Origin of the sequence: Spirosoma foliorum (genome assembly GCF_014117325.1) — a bacterium.
Taxonomy (GTDB): Bacteria; Bacteroidota; Bacteroidia; order Cytophagales; family Spirosomataceae; genus Spirosoma; species Spirosoma foliorum.
Genome location: NZ_CP059732.1, coordinates 8,464,073 through 8,483,944, shown reverse-complemented (window position 1 = coordinate 8,483,944; position 19,872 = coordinate 8,464,073). Strand labels below are relative to the sequence as shown.

General features: G+C 44.1%; 14 protein-coding genes. 13 read left to right on the top strand and 1 reads right to left on the bottom strand.

Annotation, left to right across the window (positions count from 1 at the left end):
- Window positions 1–23: 23 nt before the first annotated feature.
- Entirely contained in the window at window positions 24–4,007 is a 3,984-nt protein-coding gene (locus tag H3H32_RS35635) for a two-component regulator propeller domain-containing protein (protein ID WP_240543592.1), read from the bottom strand.
- A 573-nt stretch (window positions 4,008–4,580) separates the two neighbouring features.
- Here H3H32_RS35635 and H3H32_RS35630 point away from each other — a divergent pair.
- The 13 genes from H3H32_RS35630 (at window position 4,581) to H3H32_RS35570 (ending at window position 19,764) form a co-directional block, all read left to right on the top strand.
- On the top strand, window positions 4,581–5,840 hold the full coding sequence (locus H3H32_RS35630; protein ID WP_182460436.1) for an arsenic transporter: 1,260 nt from the start codon (window positions 4,581–4,583) through the stop codon (window positions 5,838–5,840).
- A 273-nt stretch (window positions 5,841–6,113) separates the two neighbouring features.
- Entirely contained in the window at window positions 6,114–6,302 is a 189-nt protein-coding gene (locus H3H32_RS35625) for a helix-turn-helix transcriptional regulator (protein WP_182460435.1), read from the top strand.
- A complete protein-coding gene (locus H3H32_RS35620; RefSeq protein ID WP_182460434.1) occupies window positions 6,299–9,301 on the top strand; it encodes a type I restriction endonuclease subunit R in 3,003 nt (1,000 codons plus the stop codon). Before H3H32_RS35625 ends, H3H32_RS35620 begins: the two co-directional genes overlap by 4 nt.
- Before the next feature lie 10 nt (window positions 9,302–9,311).
- The gene (locus H3H32_RS35615; protein ID WP_240543591.1) at window positions 9,312–10,394 is read left to right on the top strand and encodes a PDDEXK nuclease domain-containing protein; all 1,083 of its coding nucleotides are present in this window, start codon (window positions 9,312–9,314) and stop codon (window positions 10,392–10,394) included.
- Window positions 10,395–10,520: 126 nt separating this feature from the next.
- Window positions 10,521–11,777 carry a restriction endonuclease subunit S gene (locus tag H3H32_RS35610; RefSeq protein ID WP_182460433.1) on the top strand — a complete coding sequence of 419 codons (1,257 nt, stop codon included), beginning with the start codon at window positions 10,521–10,523 and terminating at the stop codon, window positions 11,775–11,777.
- Window positions 11,778–11,780: 3 nt separating this feature from the next.
- Window positions 11,781–12,923, top strand: a complete 1,143-nt coding sequence (locus H3H32_RS35605; protein ID WP_182460432.1) for an AAA family ATPase — start codon at window positions 11,781–11,783, stop codon at window positions 12,921–12,923.
- Window positions 12,920–14,545 (top strand): type I restriction-modification system subunit M, encoded by a 1,626-nt coding sequence (locus H3H32_RS35600; protein WP_182460431.1) that lies wholly within the window; start codon window positions 12,920–12,922, stop codon window positions 14,543–14,545. Before H3H32_RS35605 ends, H3H32_RS35600 begins: the two co-directional genes overlap by 4 nt.
- A gap of 570 nt (window positions 14,546–15,115) precedes the next feature.
- Window positions 15,116–16,357 carry an MFS transporter gene (locus tag H3H32_RS35595; RefSeq protein ID WP_182460430.1) on the top strand — a complete coding sequence of 414 codons (1,242 nt, stop codon included), beginning with the start codon at window positions 15,116–15,118 and terminating at the stop codon, window positions 16,355–16,357.
- A gap of 48 nt (window positions 16,358–16,405) precedes the next feature.
- Complete coding sequence (locus tag H3H32_RS35590) at window positions 16,406–17,404, top strand: hypothetical protein (RefSeq protein ID WP_182460429.1); 999 nt, start codon at window positions 16,406–16,408, stop codon at window positions 17,402–17,404.
- 167 nt (window positions 17,405–17,571) lie between these two features.
- The gene (locus H3H32_RS35585; protein ID WP_182460428.1) at window positions 17,572–18,381 is read left to right on the top strand and encodes an SDR family oxidoreductase; all 810 of its coding nucleotides are present in this window, start codon (window positions 17,572–17,574) and stop codon (window positions 18,379–18,381) included.
- Window positions 18,378–18,476 carry a DUF2147 domain-containing protein gene (locus H3H32_RS38365; RefSeq protein WP_182460427.1) on the top strand — a complete coding sequence of 33 codons (99 nt, stop codon included), beginning with the start codon at window positions 18,378–18,380 and terminating at the stop codon, window positions 18,474–18,476. Before H3H32_RS35585 ends, H3H32_RS38365 begins: the two co-directional genes overlap by 4 nt.
- A gap of 20 nt (window positions 18,477–18,496) precedes the next feature.
- A complete protein-coding gene (locus H3H32_RS35575; RefSeq protein ID WP_182460426.1) occupies window positions 18,497–18,841 on the top strand; it encodes a hypothetical protein in 345 nt (114 codons plus the stop codon).
- A gap of 14 nt (window positions 18,842–18,855) precedes the next feature.
- A complete protein-coding gene (locus H3H32_RS35570; RefSeq protein WP_182460425.1) occupies window positions 18,856–19,764 on the top strand; it encodes a helix-turn-helix domain-containing protein in 909 nt (302 codons plus the stop codon).
- The last annotated feature ends 108 nt before the right edge of the window (window positions 19,765–19,872 follow it).

Genomic DNA, 19,872 nt, shown 5'->3' with positions numbered 1-19,872 from the left:
GAATAGAAAAAAACATACACACGTCAACCGATAACCTTAGTTCTTTTATAGGTATCACGTTGCGCTGCGTAGCCGGTTGGTGCTACGCCATATTGCTCTTTAAACGCGACGGAAAAATTGTTTACGTTCGAATAGCCTACAGCAAACGAAACTTCTGAAACACTTAGTCCTTTAACATGAAGTAGTTCCGCTGCCTGTTTTAGCCGAATCGTTCGTATGAGATCTCTGGTCGTTAAATTGGTCAGTTCTTTCAGTTTACGATGCAGATGCACCCGACTGATGCCTATTTCACTGGCAATCATTTCAACACTCAACTCAGGATTGGCCAGATTCTGATTGATGATCAGATGGACTTTTTCCAGCAACTTTTCCTCAGAGGCCTTAATACTGATCTTTGAAATGAACTCTTCCTGATAGTGCTGTTCCTGTTCGTTGTTCTTCAGAATCTGTCTGTTTCTGATCAGGCCATTAATCGTTTTCAGCAAGATGTCCATGTTGAACGGTTTGGTGATGTAGGCATCCGCGCCCAGCTCAAGTCCCTGAACATTAGTCGATTCCTCAGTTTTGGCCGTTAACAGTACAATCGGTATATGATTGATCAAGGGATTGGCTCTCATCTTACGGCAAAGCGTCATGCCATCCATCACGGGCATCATAACATCACTGACAACCAGGTCTGGTTTTTCTTTCAATATTCCCTTATAGGCCTCTTCACCATTGGCATAGGAGAATACGGTATACTCACCAGATAACTCGTCAATTAGGTAATTACATATCTCGCTGTCATCGTCGGCAATGACCACACGTTTCAATTTCCCTTTCAGCCTGGCTTCCAATGGCACTTCCATTTTGGGTTCAGGTAAGTGCTGATTGCCGTCCAAGGTCGCCATACCAGGGGCTTGGACAGCAACGATTTCTTCGACAGGCAGTGTTATAGAAAAGCAGCAGCCAATGGGCTCTTTATTTTCGACCCGAATAGTACCCCCATGCAGTTGTACCAGTTGTTTTACCAGATGAAGGCCAATGCCTGTGCCAGATTGATTGTAATCGCGGTGGTCAGCTGATTGGTAGAAGCAGTCGAATATCCGTTCCGTCTCGGCCTCATTAATGCATTGACCCGAATCTTCGATCGCAATAACCAGATCCTGTTGATTTGGGCTTGGTTTTACGGTCAAGGCTACCCGAATTGTCCCATCGACAGGGGTAAATTTGAACGCATTCGACAGGATATTAATGAGCACTTTATCAAAATTCAGGGGGTCAATACGGGCAAAAACCTGATCCGTTGGCAAATCCATGCCAAAGTGAATCTGTTTGGCCTGGATTTGCTCTTCGAATAACTGACAGATTTCGCTTGTAAAATGAACCATATCAACGCGGTCCAACTGTAAGGCCATTTGCCCTTTTTCAATCTTGCGGATATCCATTAACTGGTTCACCAAATCCAGTATACGTTTTGTATTCCGCCCCATAATGTCGTACAGGTGCCTCCGCTCCTTATCCTGATCCTGGTTAATTAGTCTTTGCAACGGACTGACAACCAGCGTCAACGGAGTTCGTATCTCATGGGCAATATTGATAAAAAACTGGAGCTTGGCTTCGTTAACTTCTTCCAGTCGTTGATGAGCCAACATTTCCTCCTTGATCCGTCGCCGGTTGCGAATCGTTCGATACACTAGCCCTGATAGGCTCAGGATCAGTAAGCCATAGACAACCTTCGCCCAAATTGATAAATACCAGGCCGGGTGAATAAGGATGGTTACCTGATGAATATCGGAAATGGCTTTATTGGCTTTGGCCTTTAACCGAAACACGTAGGTTCCAGGAGCTAAGTTATCGAATGTCAATCGGTTAGAGCCTGGACGTAGTTCTATCCAGTCGTTGTCATTGATGGAATACAAGTAGGCAACCCGTTCGGCATCAATAAAATCCATCGTCGAAAACTCCAGCGTGAATGAGTTATCCAGATGCGACAAGTGAAATTCGCTGGCATTATTGACAGTTGTATCAATAACTTGATACCCACCTGACGTTGTACCTTTTCGGACCGGTTTATCGTGGATGTAGAGATCAACAATCTGTACAGAAAGCCGTTTATTGGCAACGCGAATCTCATCAGGTTTAAACTGGGTAATTCCATTGACCCCGCCGAAATAAAGTTCCTCATTCTCAGCTTCTATAGATGCTCCCTGACTAAATTGATTGCCCTGCAGGCCGTCGGCCGAGTAGAAATTGATAAACGTATTGGTTGCCAGATCCATCCTCGACAAACCCCGATTGGTACTAAGCCATAAATGGCCATCATTATCACCCTGAATGGCGGAGATCAGACTGCTGGGTAAGCCATTATCTATGTCAAATGAGGTAATCTCCTTGGTTGAACGATTGAGCCTTTTCAATCCGTGAGATGTGCCCAGCCACAAGTTGCCTTTCGTATCATCAAACAGGGAATAGATGACGACTCCTCTCAAGAGACCATTACTGCCAAAGGTGGAAACAAAACTTTCTGTATCCAGATCCAGGCAGGCCAGCCCATCGAACGTCCCAATAAACAGCTTATTGTCTTTAGAAACGAGCAGACAATTGATCCAGTTACTCGGAATCTGATTCTTGGTAGATTGGGGCAGTTTACTGGGTATCGCGTCAAAGTTTTTGACGTTTCCGGAGGAAAGATTCAGGCAGAATAAACCAGAACCCATCGTAGCTATCCAAAGTTGCTGCCTGGAATCTTCCTTGATACTAAAGACCCGCTGGACGTTGTCGCCATTTTTATCAACAAGCTTACTGATATAGCTGCTCTTTTTTGTTTTCCGGTCAAATTTTGCCAGCCCACTTAAATAGGAACCAAGCCAGAGATTGTTCCTTGAATCCTCATAAATGGCCATAATATTGGCGGGTACAGGACCACCGTCCGTATCGGGTTGGTAGTGTACACTCGTGGCAGAGCCAGGAGAAAGTGCATATAGACCATCATTGTCGGTACCTACCCAAATTGTTTTTTGAGTATCCTGAAATAAAGCCATGACGGTACTTGAGCCGATCGTATTACTGCTGACCGATTTGTAACCAATGTAACCGAACCGATTAGGGTTGCCTGAAAGCAGTAATAGTCCCTTCTGAAAAATTCCGATCCATACATTACCAGATCTATCTTCCAGAATGGAATGCACCTTGGATTTAGAGAAATCAAAGCTGATCACATTCGTGTTCACATCCAGAATCTGGTTGGTAGCCGGATCAAAATACTTCAATCCTTTCCCGCTGGTAGCCATAAGAATTTGATTGTTCCGATTGACCACTAACTCCTCGATTGAAAGATCTGTACGCCCATGATAAGGGATGACAATAAATGTCTGACTGGCAGAGTCATACTGATAAAGCCCACTACTCATGTTACCGACGAACAGGCGTCCATATCGATCCTGACAGATGCTCTTTACCACATTATTCTGCACTTTTTTGGATTCAAAAAAGGATCTGACCGAACGCCCATCAAATCGGCACAGCCCTTTGTCTTCAGTAGATATCCACAAGTTCTGATCAGTATCTTCAAAAACTTTGATTAGCAGATCGGTATGGATATTCAGTTGCATTTTTTGCCCCAATAACTGACCTTCCTTCCAGGTCAATTTAAAGAGGCCACGACCAGAGGTTCCGACCAGAATATCGCCATTTTTTCGTTCGCAGATGCTCACGACACGGGTACTTACGGAAGTCCCATCAGCCAGCTTGAGGGGGATTTTATGAAAGGTATCCCTTGCAGGGTCGTAATACTGTAAGCCATCGATTGAACCAACATACATTCTACCAGCCTTATCCTCGTATAAAGTCTGAAGTTGGTTATTTAAAATTCCGGTGTCGTTTTTTTTATCGTGCCTGTATACTGTGAATGTTAGCCCGTCAAACCGGTTTAAGCCGTCTTCGGTAGCAATCCACAAGAAACCGCTTCGATCCTGATGGATATCTCTAACCACACTACCCGATAGACCGTTTTCGACCGTAAACATCTTACCGGACTGGGCTAGCGCGGTTAATGGACACCACAGCCAAAAAATATAAACTACGATCCTGAGAGGCATGTATTATACTTTTTATTTTGCCACCAAAACATCTGCATCAACTTAAAGTCTTAGCGCCTACGATAGCTTTAGTAAATTTACCATTGCATCCTCCCGGATAAGCTCAGCTTAGGCATAAAACACTCCAAAGATCAACTCATCTTACTTTCGTTTGCCAAAGGTTTTCTGTAACATTTTGTCATCGGTAGAAACATTCACGATACGAAGGGTCATATAATAACAATTGAGGACAAAAGTATATTGACATAATCCAAAACATACAAAAAGCATGTTACATGTTCAATTGCCCATGTTACATTTTACAAATTAATTGGGTTGAAGAACTACGTTTGGGAGTTTAGGGTATTCTGGGCGATGTTTTGTAGTGACCCCTTTTCAAGATTACGGATGATTACAGCTTTGCGCTTAAGCATGGTGAAACCATTACTGGCTCCGTTGGTTAATCTGCTCTACACGGCCATGCCTGAAGTGACCTGCATCATTTGATTACTTACCATTCATATGCCTCATAGTATTATCTGGATAATTACCATTTTGTCGATTGGTGGAATCATCATTCGCCCTTTAAAAATACCTGAATTCATTTGGGCAGTTACTGGGGCAACCCTCTTGCTCATTCTTGGCCTGATTACCCCTGCTGAAGGTCTGTCGGGTATTGCCAAAGGAACGGATGTGTACCTGTTCCTGATCGGCATGATGCTGCTCGCCGAAACAGCTCGGGAAGAGGGGCTTTTCGATTGGCTGGCAGCCCATGCAACCAGGCAGGCTAATGGATCGGCCATCCGGCTTTTCGGGTTAATTTATTTGGTAGGTATCGTGGTTACGACTTTTTTGTCCAATGATGCTACAGCCGTTGTGCTTACTCCAGCCGTAGCGGCCGCCGTTAAAACGGCGAAGGTTAAGAATCCACTGCCCTATTTGTTTATCTGTGCCTTCATCGCCAATGCCGCTTCGTTTGTACTGCCGATCTCTAACCCAGCCAATCTGGTTATTTACGGCACGCACATGCCTCCTTTAGTAGTCTGGTTAGGCTATTATACATTGCCCTCCGTTGTATCGGTTGCCACTACCTACACAATCCTGCGCTTCACCCAGCGCGATGAGTTACGAGAGTCTATTGCGCAGGATATTTTCATTCCGACCCTGTCGCCGGGTGGGCGTTTAGCCATTATCGGTCTTACCATAACCGCGCTTATTCTGCTGGGGGCGTCGGCGCTTGATGAACCGCTGGGTCTACCCACAGCTATAACCGGTTGTCTCACCTCCGCGCTGGTGCTGATCAGGGCCAGAAAAAATCCCTGGGTCGTTATCAAAGACGTGTCCTGGGCTGTGCTGCCGCTGGTAGCAGGGCTGTTTGTGCTGGTGGAAGCCCTGGCTAAGACCGGTGTTATTGAGGAGCTAACTACGCTGTTACGGACCAATACAGCCCAGTCAGTATCGGAAACAACCTGGTTGAGTGGCGTCGGTGTAGCAATTGCCTGTAACCTGGTTAATAACCTACCTGCCGGGTTGATTGCAGGCACAGTCGTGCAGGCTGGTCAGGTTCCTGAGGTGATCAAAAGTGCGATTCTGATCGGCGTTGATTTGGGCCCCAATTTGTCAGTTACAGGTTCGCTGGCTACGATATTATGGCTGGTTGCGCTGCGCCGGGAAGGCCAGTCGGTCAGCGCATGGGAATTTCTCAAACTGGGTGCCCTGGTCATGACGATACCATTACTTTGTACGCTGGGTGCAATCTGGCTTTATTACCGATACGTTTAAAGCAGGAATCTACCGAAGTAGTACTCTTGGGGTTTAGCTGAGTCCACTCAACGGATAAATAGTCGCTCATTGCAAAACAGAACGTTTTAGTTAATAAAACCCCGAGCCAGAAAAGACATCATTGATTTGGTATTATTCACATACGCCTTCTCCAGGCAAGAAAAGTCTAACACTGAAAATACACAATAATATAGTGTAAATAGTCACTGTATTGTTGTGTATTTGTGCTACATTTGACTTCTATTTGACCTCTATAGACACAACCAGGCTCCAATGAACCGGATTAGAGAAGTTCTGAACGAGAAAGGTATCTCACAAACCTGGCTTGCGAAAAAGCTAGATAAAAGCTACAATACTATAAATGAGTATGCTCGCAATGTGAGACAGCCCAGCATCGAAGACTTGTTTCGAATCGCCAAAATTCTTGACGTTACTGCTAAAGATTTACTGAAAGAGGAATGAATAAAGAAACCCAGATAGAAGGTAAACTAATTGAGCAGTTAAAAGGGCTCAAATATATCTATCGTCCTGATATTACTGATCGGAAATCATTAGAAACTAACTTCCGTCAAAAATTTGACGCATTAAATCGGGTTCGATTAACAGACAGTGAATATTTTCGGCTACGTGAAGAAATCATCAATCCCGATGTCTTTATTGCTTCTAAACTTTTGCGTGAACGGCAGTATTTTCAACGGGAGGACGGCACGCCCCTTCATTACACATTGGTAAATATTAAAGATTGGTGCAGAAATGACTTTGAGGTAATCAGTCAGTTACGGATCAATACAGAAAATAGTCATCAACGCTACGATATTATTTTGCTGATTAATGGCTTGCCTGTGGTGCAGGTCGAATTAAAAAAACTAGACGTTTCACCACGTAAAGCCATTCAGCAAATTGTGGATTACAAAAACGAGCCAGGAAACGGTTACGGGAACTCGCTGCTTTGTTTTATGCAGTTGTTTATCGTGAGCAACGGAAGTAAAACGCTCTATTTTGCGAATAACAAGAATCAACATTTTACCTTCAACGCTGACGAGCAGTTTCTGCCAGTCTATGAATTGGCCGACATTAACAACAAAAAAATCAACAACTTACACGATTTTACCGATACGTTCTTAACCAAGTGTACCCTTGGTGAGATGATCAGCAAGTATATGGTACTGGTGGAAAGTGAGCAGAAATTGCTCGTGATGCGACCCTATCAGATTTATGCCGTAAAAGCCATTGTCGATTGTATTAAGGACAATAGAGGTAACGGGTATATCTGGCACACTACGGGTAGCGGAAAAACACTGACATCGTTTAAGGCCTCTACCCTGTTAAAAAATAATCCCGACATCGAGAAATGTTTGTTTGTCGTCGATCGAAAAGACCTGGACCGACAGACACGCGAGGAATTCAATAAATTTCAGGAAGGTAGCGTAGAAGAAAATACAAATACCGAAACGTTGGTAAGGCGTTTGCTCTCAACCGACTATGCGGATAAAGTCATTGTCACGACCATTCAAAAATTAGGGTTAGCGCTCGACGGCACCTATAAGAAAAACTACAAAGAACGTCTGGAGCCGTTGCGTAACAAACGTATCGCATTCATCTTCGATGAGTGCCACCGTTCGCAATTTGGCGACAACCACAAAGCCATTAAGGAATTCTTTCCAAAGGCTCAGCTATTTGGGTTTACAGGCACGCCTATTTTTGATGAAAATGCTACGTATAACATCCGTGAAGGTGAATACGCTTCGTATAAAACCACTAAGGATATTTTTGAAAAGCAATTACATGCCTATACGATTACCCATGCTATAGAAGACAAAAATGTATTGCGTTTTCACATTGATTATTTCAAAGGGAAAGGTGATCAGCAGGCCAAACCGGGCGAAGCGGTTGCGCAACAAGCGGTGGTAGACGCCATTCTGGCAAAACACAATGCCGCTACTAACCAGCGTAAATTCAATGCCATACTGGCAACGGCTTCGATCAACAACGCGATTGATTATTACCGACTTTTCAAAGAAACTCAGAAAAAGAAACGAAACGAAACTCCGGACTATATTCCGCTGACTATTGCCTGTGTGTTTTCTCCGCCTGCTCAACTGATTGCCAAAGAGGGCGATCAGCAAAGCCAGAAAAACGCTGCTGATATCAAACAGCTTCAGGAAGATTTAACGCAGGAAAAAGAAGACAACCAGCAAAATCCGGAAGAGAAAAAGAAAGCGCTAACGGAAATTATTGCGGATTACAACAAGCAGTTTGGTACCAATCATAGCATCAATGAATTCGATTTGTATTATCAAGATGTTCAACGGCGTATCAAAGACCAGAAATACAGCAATAAAGACTACGCGCACAAAAACAAGATCGACATTACCATTGTGGTGGATATGTTGCTGACGGGCTTTGATTCCAAATACCTGAACGTTTTGTATGTCGATAAAAACCTGAAATACCACGGGCTAATCCAGGCCTTTTCCCGAACCAATCGGGTATTGAACGATACCAAACCGTACGGCAATATTCTGGATTTCCGTTCGCAGCAGGAGGCCGTTAACCAGGCCATTGCCCTATTTTCGGGTGAGGAGTACGCACGTGCGAAAGAAATATGGATGGTTGATCCTGCCCCAGTGGTGATCCATCAATTTAAAGAAGCCGTGGAGAAGTTAGGTATTTTTATGGAAGCCCATAATCTGCTCAACGAACCCGAAGAAGTATACAACCTGAAAGGCGATGCGGCCCGGATTGCGTTTGTAAAAAACTTCAAGGAAGTGCAACGGCTCAAAACGCAGCTTGATCAGTACACCGACCTGGACGAGACCCAAAAGGCAACCATAGAAGCCATTCTGCCCAAAGAAACCTTGCAGGAGTTTCGTAGCTCCTACCTGGAAACGGCCAAACAACTGCGGGAAATTCAGCAGAAGGAAGGCGATCAGGCACCGCCCCAGATTCAGCAACTGGATTTTGAATTTGTCCTGTTTGCGTCTGCCGTAATTGATTACGACTACATCATGAACCTGATTGCCGACAGTACGCAAAAGAAACCCAATAAGCAAAAAATGACTAAAACACAGGTCATCAGCTTACTGAGTTCTAACGCCAACCTGATGGACGAACAGGAAGATCTAACGGAATACATCAATAGTCTGGACTGGAACAGCGGGCAAGATGTGGACAGCTTACGCAAAGGGTACGAGACGTTTAAGGACAACAAGTACGACAACGAACTCGCTACCATTGCTCACAAACACGGATTACAAACAGCAGCCTTGAAAGCCTTTGTGGACAACATCCTGAACCGGATGATTTTTGACGGTGAAAAACTGACTGATCTTTTAGAACCGTTAGCCTTAAGCTGGAAAGCCCGTAGAGTCAAAGAGCTGGCCCTGATGGAGGACTTGGTACCGCAGTTGAAAAAAGTAGCGCAGGGACGTGAAATTTCAGGATTGGCAGCATATGAGTAGATCCAGACGAATGAAAAATCACACAATGAACGATGATAACAGTACGCCAGCAGCTATAAACGAAGCAGCGTATAGCGAAATACTGCAACAAGCTGTCGCCGAAATCCGCGTTGCCCGGACGTTGCTGGCCAGGCAGGTAAACAGTACGGCCAATTCGGTGTATTGGAAGTTGGGCAAATTGTTGTTTGACAAGCAATTGGCGGAAGGATATGGCAGTAGCGTGGTGAAGCAGTTATCCGTTGACCTCAAAAACGAATTCCCGGACATGGGCCTGTCACCTCGGAATCTGTGGAATATGAAACGCTTTTACGAGCGTTACTACCAGGAAGACACAAAACTGCTACAGGCCGTGGCAGTTTTGCCGTGGGGACATAACCTCCTGTTGCTGGATAAGATACAATCACCAGATGAGGCCAGATTTTATGCCAACGAGGTACTGACAAAAGGATGGTCTAGGGATTTGCTGCTCAACGCCATTAAGATGGACAGTTATAGCCGTGCTGAACAGCAACTAAAATTCCACAATTTCAGTAGTACGTTGCCGGAAGCCAGTGCCGACTATGCCAATGAAGTTTTTAAAAGTTCGTACAATCTGGGGTTTCTGGGCATTACCGAACCCGTAAAAGAGCTGGAACTGGAAAACAGGTTGATCGCCAAAATCAGGGCGTTTATATTGGAGTTGGGCAAAGGGTTTTCGTTCATTGGCAACCAATACCGACTGGAATACAACGGCAAAGAATATTTTGTAGATATGCTTTTCTTTCACCGGGGCCTGCGGTCGTTGGTAGCCATTGAACTCAAAATAGGCAGTTTCAAAGCCGAGTATGTGGGCAAAATGAACCTGTATCTTTCCCTGCTCGATAAATTGGAAAAGAGCGAAACCGAGAACCAGTCGATTGGGATTATTCTCTGCGCCGACAAAGACCATCTGGACGTAGAAATAGCCTTACAAGACATCAACAAACCCATTGGCGTAGCCGAATACCAGCTTTTGCTGCCGAAAGAGGAGCTGCAGACCCTGGTGTTGAACGAAATGAAATCAGAATTAGGATTAAACGGATTGAATGATGATAGGATTAGTAGAGCCGAATAGTAAAAAATCCTACAATCCTCAAATCCTCAAATCCTAAAAATCCTAATCAAGATTAAAGGATGACAGGATTTCATCCGAGGAAAAATCCTAAAATCATCCAATCCTAAAAATCCAAATTCAGAACAAATGAGTGAAGAAAATAAAGTAATACCCGAATTGCGCTTTCCTGAGTTTAAGGATGAGGGGGAATGGGAGGAAAAGACATTAGACGAAGTTGCAACGTTTTTAAAAGGGAAAGGAATTTCAAAGTCTGATATAGTTGAAAAGGGAATATTACCATGTATTAGATATGGGCAGCTATACACTCATTATAAAGAAACAATCAATGAAGTAATTTCATACACAAATGCTCCCGCAGAAGATTTGATTTTAAGTCAAATAAATGATGTAATTATCCCTTCCTCAGGTGAAACAAAAGAGGACATTGCTACAGCTTCATGTGTAATGAAAGCCGGGATCGCATTAGGTGGCGATTTAAATATAATTCGTTCAAATACTGATGGAATTTTCCTTTCTTATTATTTGAGCAATGCAAAAAAGAAAGAAATATCAAAAATGGCACAAGGAATATCAGTTGTGCATCTATATTCAAGCCAATTAAAAAATCTAAAAATTCAGATACCCTCAAAAGCAGAACAACAAAAAATCGCTTCCTGCCTTTCTTCTTTAGATGTAATAATTACAGCACACAGCCAGAAATTAGAGTTACTCAAAGAGCACAAAAAAAGCTTGATGCAAAACCTTTTTCCGCAAGAAGGAGAAACTGTTCCTCAGTATCGTTTTCCAGAGTTTGTGAATGATGGGGATTGGAAGGAGAAGAAGTTAGGAGAACTTTCGGAAATTGGAAGAGGAAAATCAAAGCACAGGCCGAGAGACGCAACATTTTTATATGGTGGTAAATACCCATTTGTGCAAACAGGTGATATAAAAAAGGCAGCTTTGTACTTAACTGAATATAATCAAACTTATTCAGAGGAAGGCCTGAAGCAAAGTAAATTATGGAATGAAGGAACACTATGTATAACTATTGCTGCAAACATAGCAGAAACTGCAATTTTAAAAATTAAAGCGTGTTTTCCTGACAGTATAATTGGATTAGTTCCCAATAATGACGTAGCGGACGGGCTTTTTATTAAGTACTTATTTGATGAATATAAAAGTCAAATACAAAATCTTTCTCAAGGAGTAGCTCAAGATAATTTAAATCAAGAGAAATTATTGCAAATAAAATTTCTCTTCCCTACGCTTTCCGAGCAAAAAAAAATCGCTTCCTGCCTTTCTTCATTAGACGAACTCATTGCAGCACAAGCAGATAAAATAGATCAGTTGAAACTACATAAAAAAGGGTTAATGCAGGCGTTGTTTCCTAAAATGGATGAGTAACGAATGAGTACGGTCACTAATTTCGCCACCTTAGCCGAGATAGCTCAGGACTTTCGCAAAGATTTAACGGGCAATAATCGCAGAGAAAAAGACCTTATCTTATTCTTTGCGCATAATGGCACGGGTAAAACCCGGCTTTCGATGGAGTTTAAACAAGCCGGAAAAGCCTTCGATGCCGATGGTAACGTAACAAGTCGGGATACCTTGTACTTCAATGCGTTTACGGAAGATTTGTTTTCCTGGAATAACGACCTGGAAAATGACACCAACCGGACACTCAAACTCAATGCAGACTCTGCCTTTTTTAATGGGCTACGTGAATTAGAGTTAGATGTCAAAATTGAATCGTTCCTAACTAATTATGTCGATTTAAAATTTGATATTGACTACGATACGTCGACAGTAACGTTTTCAAGAAGTATCCTTGTTGACGGCAACGAGCAAACCGTAGAAAACATTAAAATCTCCAGAGGGGAAGAAACCTTATTTATCTGGTGCTTTTTTCTGGCTATCTGTCAATTAGCCATCGACAAAGACCCTGCCTACAGTTGGGTAAAGTATATCTACATAGACGATCCCATATCATCGCTTGACGAAAACAACGCCATTGCCGTAGCCTGCGATCTGTGCAATTTACTCACAACCGATGGTAACGAGATAAAAACAGTGATTTCAACTCACCACAGCCTGTTTTTCAACGTACTCTACAACGAGTTTGGTCGAAAGGTGAAGAACAAACGCTATTTTCTGCACAACAAAGGAGCCAACGGTTATGCCTTGCAGGACACCAACGACACGCCTTTTTTTCATCATATAGCTATCCTGAGCGAACTGAAGAAAGTTGCCGAATCGAATAAAATCTACACGTATCATTTCAATTCGTTGCGGAGTATTCTGGAAAAAACCGCCACGTTTTTTGGTTATGACCGGATTGATGATTGTATAGGAAGCCTACGGCAGGAAGATGAAGTACTTTTTGAGCGGGCCTTACAATTATTCAGTCACGGCAAATATTCCATATTCGATCCCGTAGAGATGGGTGATGACAACAAAGACCTTTTCAAACGAATTCTGGAAGGCTTTCTAACAAAGTATTCGTTTCGCTTTCCCGAAATATTTAACGAAGAAATTCAAGTAACAGAATGACACAACAGCAGCAACAATTAGGTAAAACCCTCTGGAAAATAGCAGATGATTTACGAGGAGCCATGAATGCGGATGATTTCCGTGATTATATGCTTTCGTTTCTCTTTCTTCGGTATTTGTCTTACAATTATGAAGAAGCGGCAAAAAAGGAATTAGGCTCAGATTATCCCGAAACCCCCACATTTCTCATTTCAGAATTTGGCGTAACCACACCATTGCAACTGTGGTACGAGAACAATCCTGATGATATTGACGAATTTGAAAAGCAAATGCGGAGAAAGGTCCACTACGTGATTAAGCCACAGTATTTGTGGAGTAACATCACAGAAATGGCAAGAACGCAGGATGACGAATTGTTAGCCACTCTGGATAAAGGCTTTAAATACATTCAGGATGAATCGTTTGACAGCGCCTTTCAGGGATTATTTTCTGAAATCAATTTAAACTCAGACAAACTCGGAAAAACGGCCCCAGATCGAAACAAAAAGCTGTGCACGATCATTCAGAAAATTGCGGAAGGCATTGCCGATTTTTCGACTGATTCAGATACCCTGGGCGATGCTTACGAGTATTTAATTGGCCAGTTTGCAGCAGGTTCCGGCAAAAAGGCGGGGGAATTTTATACACCGCAACAAATCTCTACCATCCTTTCAGAAATTGTAGCCCTGGACAGCCAGGATCCCTCGGCAGGTCCTAAAAAGAAGTTCGACAAAATTCTCGACTTTGCCTGTGGTTCGGGCTCTTTGTTGCTCAATGTCAGACATCGGGTAAAAGACAATGGAGGGTTTATTGGCAAACTATACGGTCAGGAAAAGAACATCACGACCTACAACCTTGCCCGAATGAATATGCTCTTACACGGTATGAAAGATACTGAGTTCGAGATTTTTCACGGCGATACGTTACTCAATCAATGGGATTTGTTAGATGAACCGAATCCATCGAAAAAAACAGAATTTGATGCTATCGTTGCCAATCCACCGTTTAGTTTGCGTTGGGAGCCAAACGATACGCTGGCCGAAGACTTTCGGTTCAAAAGTTACGGCTTAGCCCCAAAATCAGCCGCCGACTTTGCGTTTTTGCTTCATGGGTTTCATTTCTTAAAAGAAGAAGGCACCATGGCCATCATCTTGCCCCACGGCGTGTTGTTTCGGGGTGGTGCCGAAGAACGAATCCGCACCAAACTACTGAAAGACAACCACATCGATACCGTTATTGGCTTGCCTTCCAACCTGTTTTATTCAACAGGTATTCCCGTTTGTATTTTGGTTTTGAAAAAATGTAAAAGACAGGATGATGTATTATTTATCAGTGCCAGTGAGCATTACGTAAAAGGCAAACGACAAAACGCTTTAGACGAGGGACACATTAAAAAAATCGTAGAGACGTATCAGTTCAGACCGGAACATATTGAACGCTATGCCCGAAGAGTCTCCATAGAAGAAATTGAACAGAATAATTACAATCTGAATATTTCCCGATACGTCAGCACGTCAATCGATGAAGTAAAAATTGACCTAAACGATGTTAGTCAGAAACTGGCTTCGATTAATGAAACTATAAAAATCAATACCGACAAACACAATGAATTTTTGAAAGAGTTAGGACTCAATTTAATTTGATAATCCGTAAATCAATCTGTAAACAAGTTTTGAATCTACTCTCTGACAAAGTTTTAGCTAAACTTTGTCAGAGCTAGGGATACAGCTCCTTAATCTGGAGCTTAAGATAAATTAATTCGTTCCTCATACTGTCTTTAGACAGTGGCTGTAGGTTTGCCTTCATAAATAATCAAGTCACAATTATGATACGCAGCCATAAGCGCTTATATGCACCCTTTGGCAAAGGGCAGGTTTTAGAAACAGACCATCGTAGAAGCCTCTCCGATCCCCGCAAGTAGTCAATCGTCTTCTGTTTAGGCCACGTAATCTTTTGATTGTATGCTCACGATTATGATGGCACACGCATCATGCCAGAATACTCACAGAAACATGGGCATAACAGGAAACATTATTAGGTATTTTTCTCTACAACACGACTGAGTAATTACCAGAAGACCGATGAAGCTATTTCTTGAAAATCAAGAGGTAGCCCATAATTAAACCCATTGGTATAGGCTGGTACGAAATTTACGCAACCTGAGTGAGGAGTCTCACCATTCATTTTACTCAACGCAAGTGCTCCATTAAAAAATGGTTAACGTATCGCCTGAACCAACTACCCGGCAACCCAGCAAAACCAGCCTGCGGGCACTGGACACCGCCAATTTCTTTTTAGCCGATGTTCGGGATGGGCTTGGTCCCTATCTGGCTATTTATTTATTAACGACGCTACATTGGCAGGCTCAGGATATCGGTATTGCCATGTCGGTAATGGGAATTGCCACTGTAATTGCTCAGACACCAGCGGGCGCCCTGGTCGACCGAACCAGACGGAAGCGCGTCTACTCGATCATTGCCTCACTTCTGATTGCCCTGGCCGCTGTCATCACGATTACTGTGCCAACCTACCCGGTAATCATGGGAGGGCAAGCCATTATGGGTGTAGCAGCCGCCTGGTTTGCCCCCGCAGTAGCCGCCATTACACTGGGATTGGTTGGGCCTAAAGCATTGGACAGACGAGTTGGCCGCAACGAAACGTTCAATCATGCCGGTAACGTATTTGCAGCCCTGCTGGCCGGATTGCTGGGTTATTATGTCAGTACAAAGGGAATTTTCCTGCTGTTGGCCGCCATGTCTATTCTGAGTAGCCTTTCAGTCTGGCGCATTCAGGAAAAAGACATTGATCATCAACTGGCCCGAGGTTGTACAGAGGAAGAGGAGCAGGCTAATGACGATAAACCTTCCGGCTGGCGAGCTGTGCTCGGCAATCGGTCCATCCTGTTTTTTGCCCTGGCCTGTATACTTTTTCATTTTGCCAATGCTGCAATGCTGCCTCTGCTTGGTCAGCGACTGGCTCAGGGGATCAATGCGGGCGCGTCGTCGGCCTATATGTCAGCCTGTATCATTGTGGCGCAGCTCGTCATGATTCCCGTTAGTTATCTGACTGGCAAATTAGCGCCAAAGGGGCGTAAGCGTCTACTGCTCATTGGCTTTGCTGTATTACCCATTCGGGGACTACTCTATACGCTGACCAGTGATCCAATATTATTGGTTGCCATTCAGATTCTGGACGGCGTTGGTGCAGGGATTTTTGGAGTTTTGTCTATCCTGATTGTTTCGGATCTGACGCGCGGCTCCGGACTGTTCAACACCACACAGGGGGCCATTTCCACGGCGGTTGGCTTGGGGGCTTCGCTTAGCAATGCATTTGCCGGGGCCCTGCTGCAACGTACGAGCTACCACTTCGCTTTCCTAACCCTAGCCGCGCTGGCTGTTGTCGCCCTGGGTGTCTTATGGTTTTTTGTTCCAGAAACGAGTGCACAGAAAACCTAACTTCTACCAGGCAACAGGTAATATTCTTTCTACAACTGAATTGACTACATGAAAAATCATCGACTTTATCCTATAGTCTGTTTCCTGATAAGTTTACTTTTTGCGACCACGCTTACCGGCTGTCTAACTTCCCGACAAACAGCGTCTACCTTGGCAAAAGTGGCTAGTGATAATTGTGTCATCGATTCCAGCGGTACGTCGGGCTACGTCTTTCACCCCATTGACCTACAAATGGGTTCACCGGACGATTCGCTGCTCAGGCATCGCTACGGTGAGCGCGGCCTTCGAATGGCGCAGGCCGTAGGGCTCACGCCATTGCTGATACGTATCACGCGGCTGGAACAACAGCAAAATCCCGATCAGCCAGCCTCAAACGAGTACCTGGCAATTCGGCAGAAAATAACCGACCAGCTTCAACTGGCCAGCTTCGATATTGCTACGGCAGTTGCCCTGGTCGACTGTGATAGTAAACGGGCTGCATTGACGGCGACGTTACTAACCCGTCAGGAGAACAGCCGGGAAAAGCGCATGACCATTAGCGCCATTACCACGGGTGCATTAACCGCCCTGATGGTTGGGTTTCTTAAACTGGGCGATCACGATGATGCCGGCGAGTGGACTGGCATTGGTGGTGGGCTGGCCGAAGCCAGTTTAGGCATCACATCGTTGTTACAAAAACCACCCAAAGCCGACTATCGTCACCTGCGCAATCCACTACGGGATATCTGGATGCCCCCAACTACGTCGACCGTTTTTCCGCCATTGGTCTGGTATTACCTCAACAAGCCTAAATCGGCGGGTACCCCCTCCGTGATTAAGGGGCTACGGAGCCGATGGGATATTCTGGTCTCGCTCAACGCAGATGCCAAGCGAACCCGGAAGTCCAGTCGTAAAGAGGTTGATTATTTTGGGGATGGTGATCTCTATACAGCCGAAGATTTAACCGTCCGTTCGACAATGCTGGGGCAATTGGCCACTGAGCTTCAGTTGATGAACAATGACCTGACCATTCTGCTCAACGAGATTGTCCGCCCATCCAGAAAGTAGTAGCCTAACTACAGTTAGTTTTTAAGGGTAAACGTCGTTTGGGATTTTGCAGAGAGCTAACTAACCTCTCGCTATAGGACCTTCCCTTTCAACTACAACATTTCGACTTTCGACTACATCTGTTTTCGGGCTGCTATTGAAATTTGCAGCGTCAGAATACAGAAACGATGAAACTAGAAAATAACACCATTCTTATTACGGGCGGAACAGGTGGTTTCGGCTATGAGTTCGCTTCCAGGCTTAGTGCACTGGGAAACACCGTGATTATCACCGGTAGAAATGCGGAAAAACTTCAGGAAGTAAAGCGTAAACTACCGGCTGTGCATACTATACAGAGTGATGTAAGTAAGGCCGACGATATTGTCAGTTTATACGACAAGGTCATCCGGGAATTTCCTGACCTGAATATCCTCATCAACAATGCGGGAGAGATGCGGAAGATTAGTCTCCATCAGGCCCACGACTTGTTTGACATTACCCGTGAGATAGACATTAATTTGATCGGTCCTATCCGGATGGTTCAACAGTTCCTGGCGCATCTCAAAACAAAAAAAACGGCTGCTATCCTCAATGTTACGTCGGGTATTGCGCTAATGGCGTTTCCAATATCCCCCATTTATAGTGCAAGCAAATCGGGGCTTCGCTCCTATACACAAGCGTTACGGGTACAACTAAAAAATACCAACATCAGCGTGATTGAGCTTGTGGCTCCCGGTTCTTCCACCGCCCTGAACGACAAATTTCGAAACGAAGACGGCTTTAGTGAGAGTGCGTTGATGGCTCCTGAAAAGATAGTCGATGCAGCCATCAAAGGAATGCAAACTGATAAAGAGGAGATTTATCCTGGTCTTGCCAAATTAATGCGGATTCTGAGCCGAGTGGCACCCAGATTTATCATTTCACAATCAGGTAAAATGGGAGCTTCATTTATGTATGGTCAGCAAGAACCTGAGATGATGGGCGAACCTACAGTTTGAAAGCAAAATTAAAAAGCATCAACCAATTAGAATTTCGCGGCTATGTAGGCATTTCTCTTCTGGGACAGACAATGAAATTCAAACGAGTTCAATAAACCGTAAAACCAGTTAACCAATGAAAATTATAAGCATACTCCTTATTTTAGTTTCAGCATTCCTGAGCATCAAACACGGTTGGGATGCCTTCCAGCCCGCCAACGCTGAACAAACCAAAATGATGGCTGATTTAGGTATCAGTAAAGCCATTATGCCGTTTTTTGGCGCGTTATCTATCGTTATCGGACTGATGTTGCTTTTTCCGCAAACCTTTTTCATCAGTAATCTACTAAATGCAGTAACCATTGTCCTGATTATGGCTTTGTCGCTGCGAGCGGGCAATACAACAATGGCGTTGGTCGAAATTCCGTTTCTCGCCATGCCGCTGGTTTTGATTTGGTTAAAGTATCCGTTTAAATTTTGAAACCGCTTTGTACCATGGCAACGCCGAAACCGTATCGAATCGAATCCATAACACAAATACATCGGTTGATGGGCCTCCCCCAACCTCATCATCCTTTGATCGGCATGATCGATCTGAAAGACCTTAAAGCGGACCCAGCTATCAATGCCGTTATTTTTGATCTGTATGTGGTTTCGCTGAAACGAGGTTGCGATAAACTCCTGTATGGGCAGCAGAAATACGATTTTGATGAGGGCTTGATGGCGTTCATGGCTCCTGGCCAGATTCTGCGGGGTGAGGAAGGTGGTGTGCCGCATCAGCTCGAAGGCTGGATGCTGTTTATTCATCCCGACTTTTTGTGGAATACGTCCCTATCCAGAAAGATAAAACAGTACGAATACTTTGGTTATTCTGCCCATGAGGCTCTGTTTCTGTCCGACAAGGAAGAAACCCTCATCAACGGTATTATCGATACCATCAAACAGGAGTACAATGCCAATATCGATAAATTCAGTCAGGATGTCCTCGTTGCTCATCTGGAGGTGCTGTTCACCTATGCACAGCGTTTTTACGAGCGTCAGTTTATCACTCGTAAAATAACCAACAGTAAGCTATTAGAACGGCTAGACGATATGCTGACGAATTACTTCAATGGGGAGGACTTGATTTCCAACGGGCTACCCACGGTTCAGCAGATTGCCAAAACGCTGAATGTTTCTACCAAATATTTGAGCAGTTTACTCAAACAACTCACCGGACAAACGACACAGCAACTCATCCACGAAAAGCTGATCCAAAAAGCCAAAGAGCGCCTGTCAACCACGGAATTGTCTGTCAGCGAGATTGCGTTTGAATTAGGTTTCGAGCACTCGCAGTCCTTCAATAAATTATTCAAAGCCAAGACCAACCAGAGTCCGCTGGAGTTCAGAGCTTCGTTTAACTGAATAATCTTAAAGGGTTTGCTTGAATGCAGTACACAGGTTTGCCCTGTTTATTGCTGTTTAGATTGGTGTAGCTTTCTAATTACTAAACAGCTTTAAGATGTTCCTATC

What these genes read in the sequence shown, in the direction of transcription:
- H3H32_RS35635 (WP_240543592.1), bottom strand. Translation starts at nt 4,007, where the DNA reads ATGTTTACGGTCGAAAACGGTCTATCGGGTAGTGTGGTTAGAGATATC.
- H3H32_RS35630 (WP_182460436.1), top strand. Translation starts at nt 4,581, where the DNA reads ATGCCTCATAGTATTATCTGGATAATTACCATTTTGTCGATTGGTGGA.
- H3H32_RS35625 (WP_182460435.1), top strand. Translation starts at nt 6,114, where the DNA reads ATGAACCGGATTAGAGAAGTTCTGAACGAGAAAGGTATCTCACAAACC.
- H3H32_RS35620 (WP_182460434.1), top strand. Translation starts at nt 6,299, where the DNA reads ATGAATAAAGAAACCCAGATAGAAGGTAAACTAATTGAGCAGTTAAAA.
- H3H32_RS35615 (WP_240543591.1), top strand. Translation starts at nt 9,312, where the DNA reads ATGAAAAATCACACAATGAACGATGATAACAGTACGCCAGCAGCTATA.
- H3H32_RS35610 (WP_182460433.1), top strand. Translation starts at nt 10,521, where the DNA reads ATGAGTGAAGAAAATAAAGTAATACCCGAATTGCGCTTTCCTGAGTTT.
- H3H32_RS35605 (WP_182460432.1), top strand. Translation starts at nt 11,781, where the DNA reads ATGAGTACGGTCACTAATTTCGCCACCTTAGCCGAGATAGCTCAGGAC.
- H3H32_RS35600 (WP_182460431.1), top strand. Translation starts at nt 12,920, where the DNA reads ATGACACAACAGCAGCAACAATTAGGTAAAACCCTCTGGAAAATAGCA.
- H3H32_RS35595 (WP_182460430.1), top strand. Translation starts at nt 15,116, where the DNA reads ATGGTTAACGTATCGCCTGAACCAACTACCCGGCAACCCAGCAAAACC.
- H3H32_RS35590 (WP_182460429.1), top strand. Translation starts at nt 16,406, where the DNA reads ATGAAAAATCATCGACTTTATCCTATAGTCTGTTTCCTGATAAGTTTA.
- H3H32_RS35585 (WP_182460428.1), top strand. Translation starts at nt 17,572, where the DNA reads ATGAAACTAGAAAATAACACCATTCTTATTACGGGCGGAACAGGTGGT.
- H3H32_RS35575 (WP_182460426.1), top strand. Translation starts at nt 18,497, where the DNA reads ATGAAAATTATAAGCATACTCCTTATTTTAGTTTCAGCATTCCTGAGC.
- H3H32_RS35570 (WP_182460425.1), top strand. Translation starts at nt 18,856, where the DNA reads ATGGCAACGCCGAAACCGTATCGAATCGAATCCATAACACAAATACAT.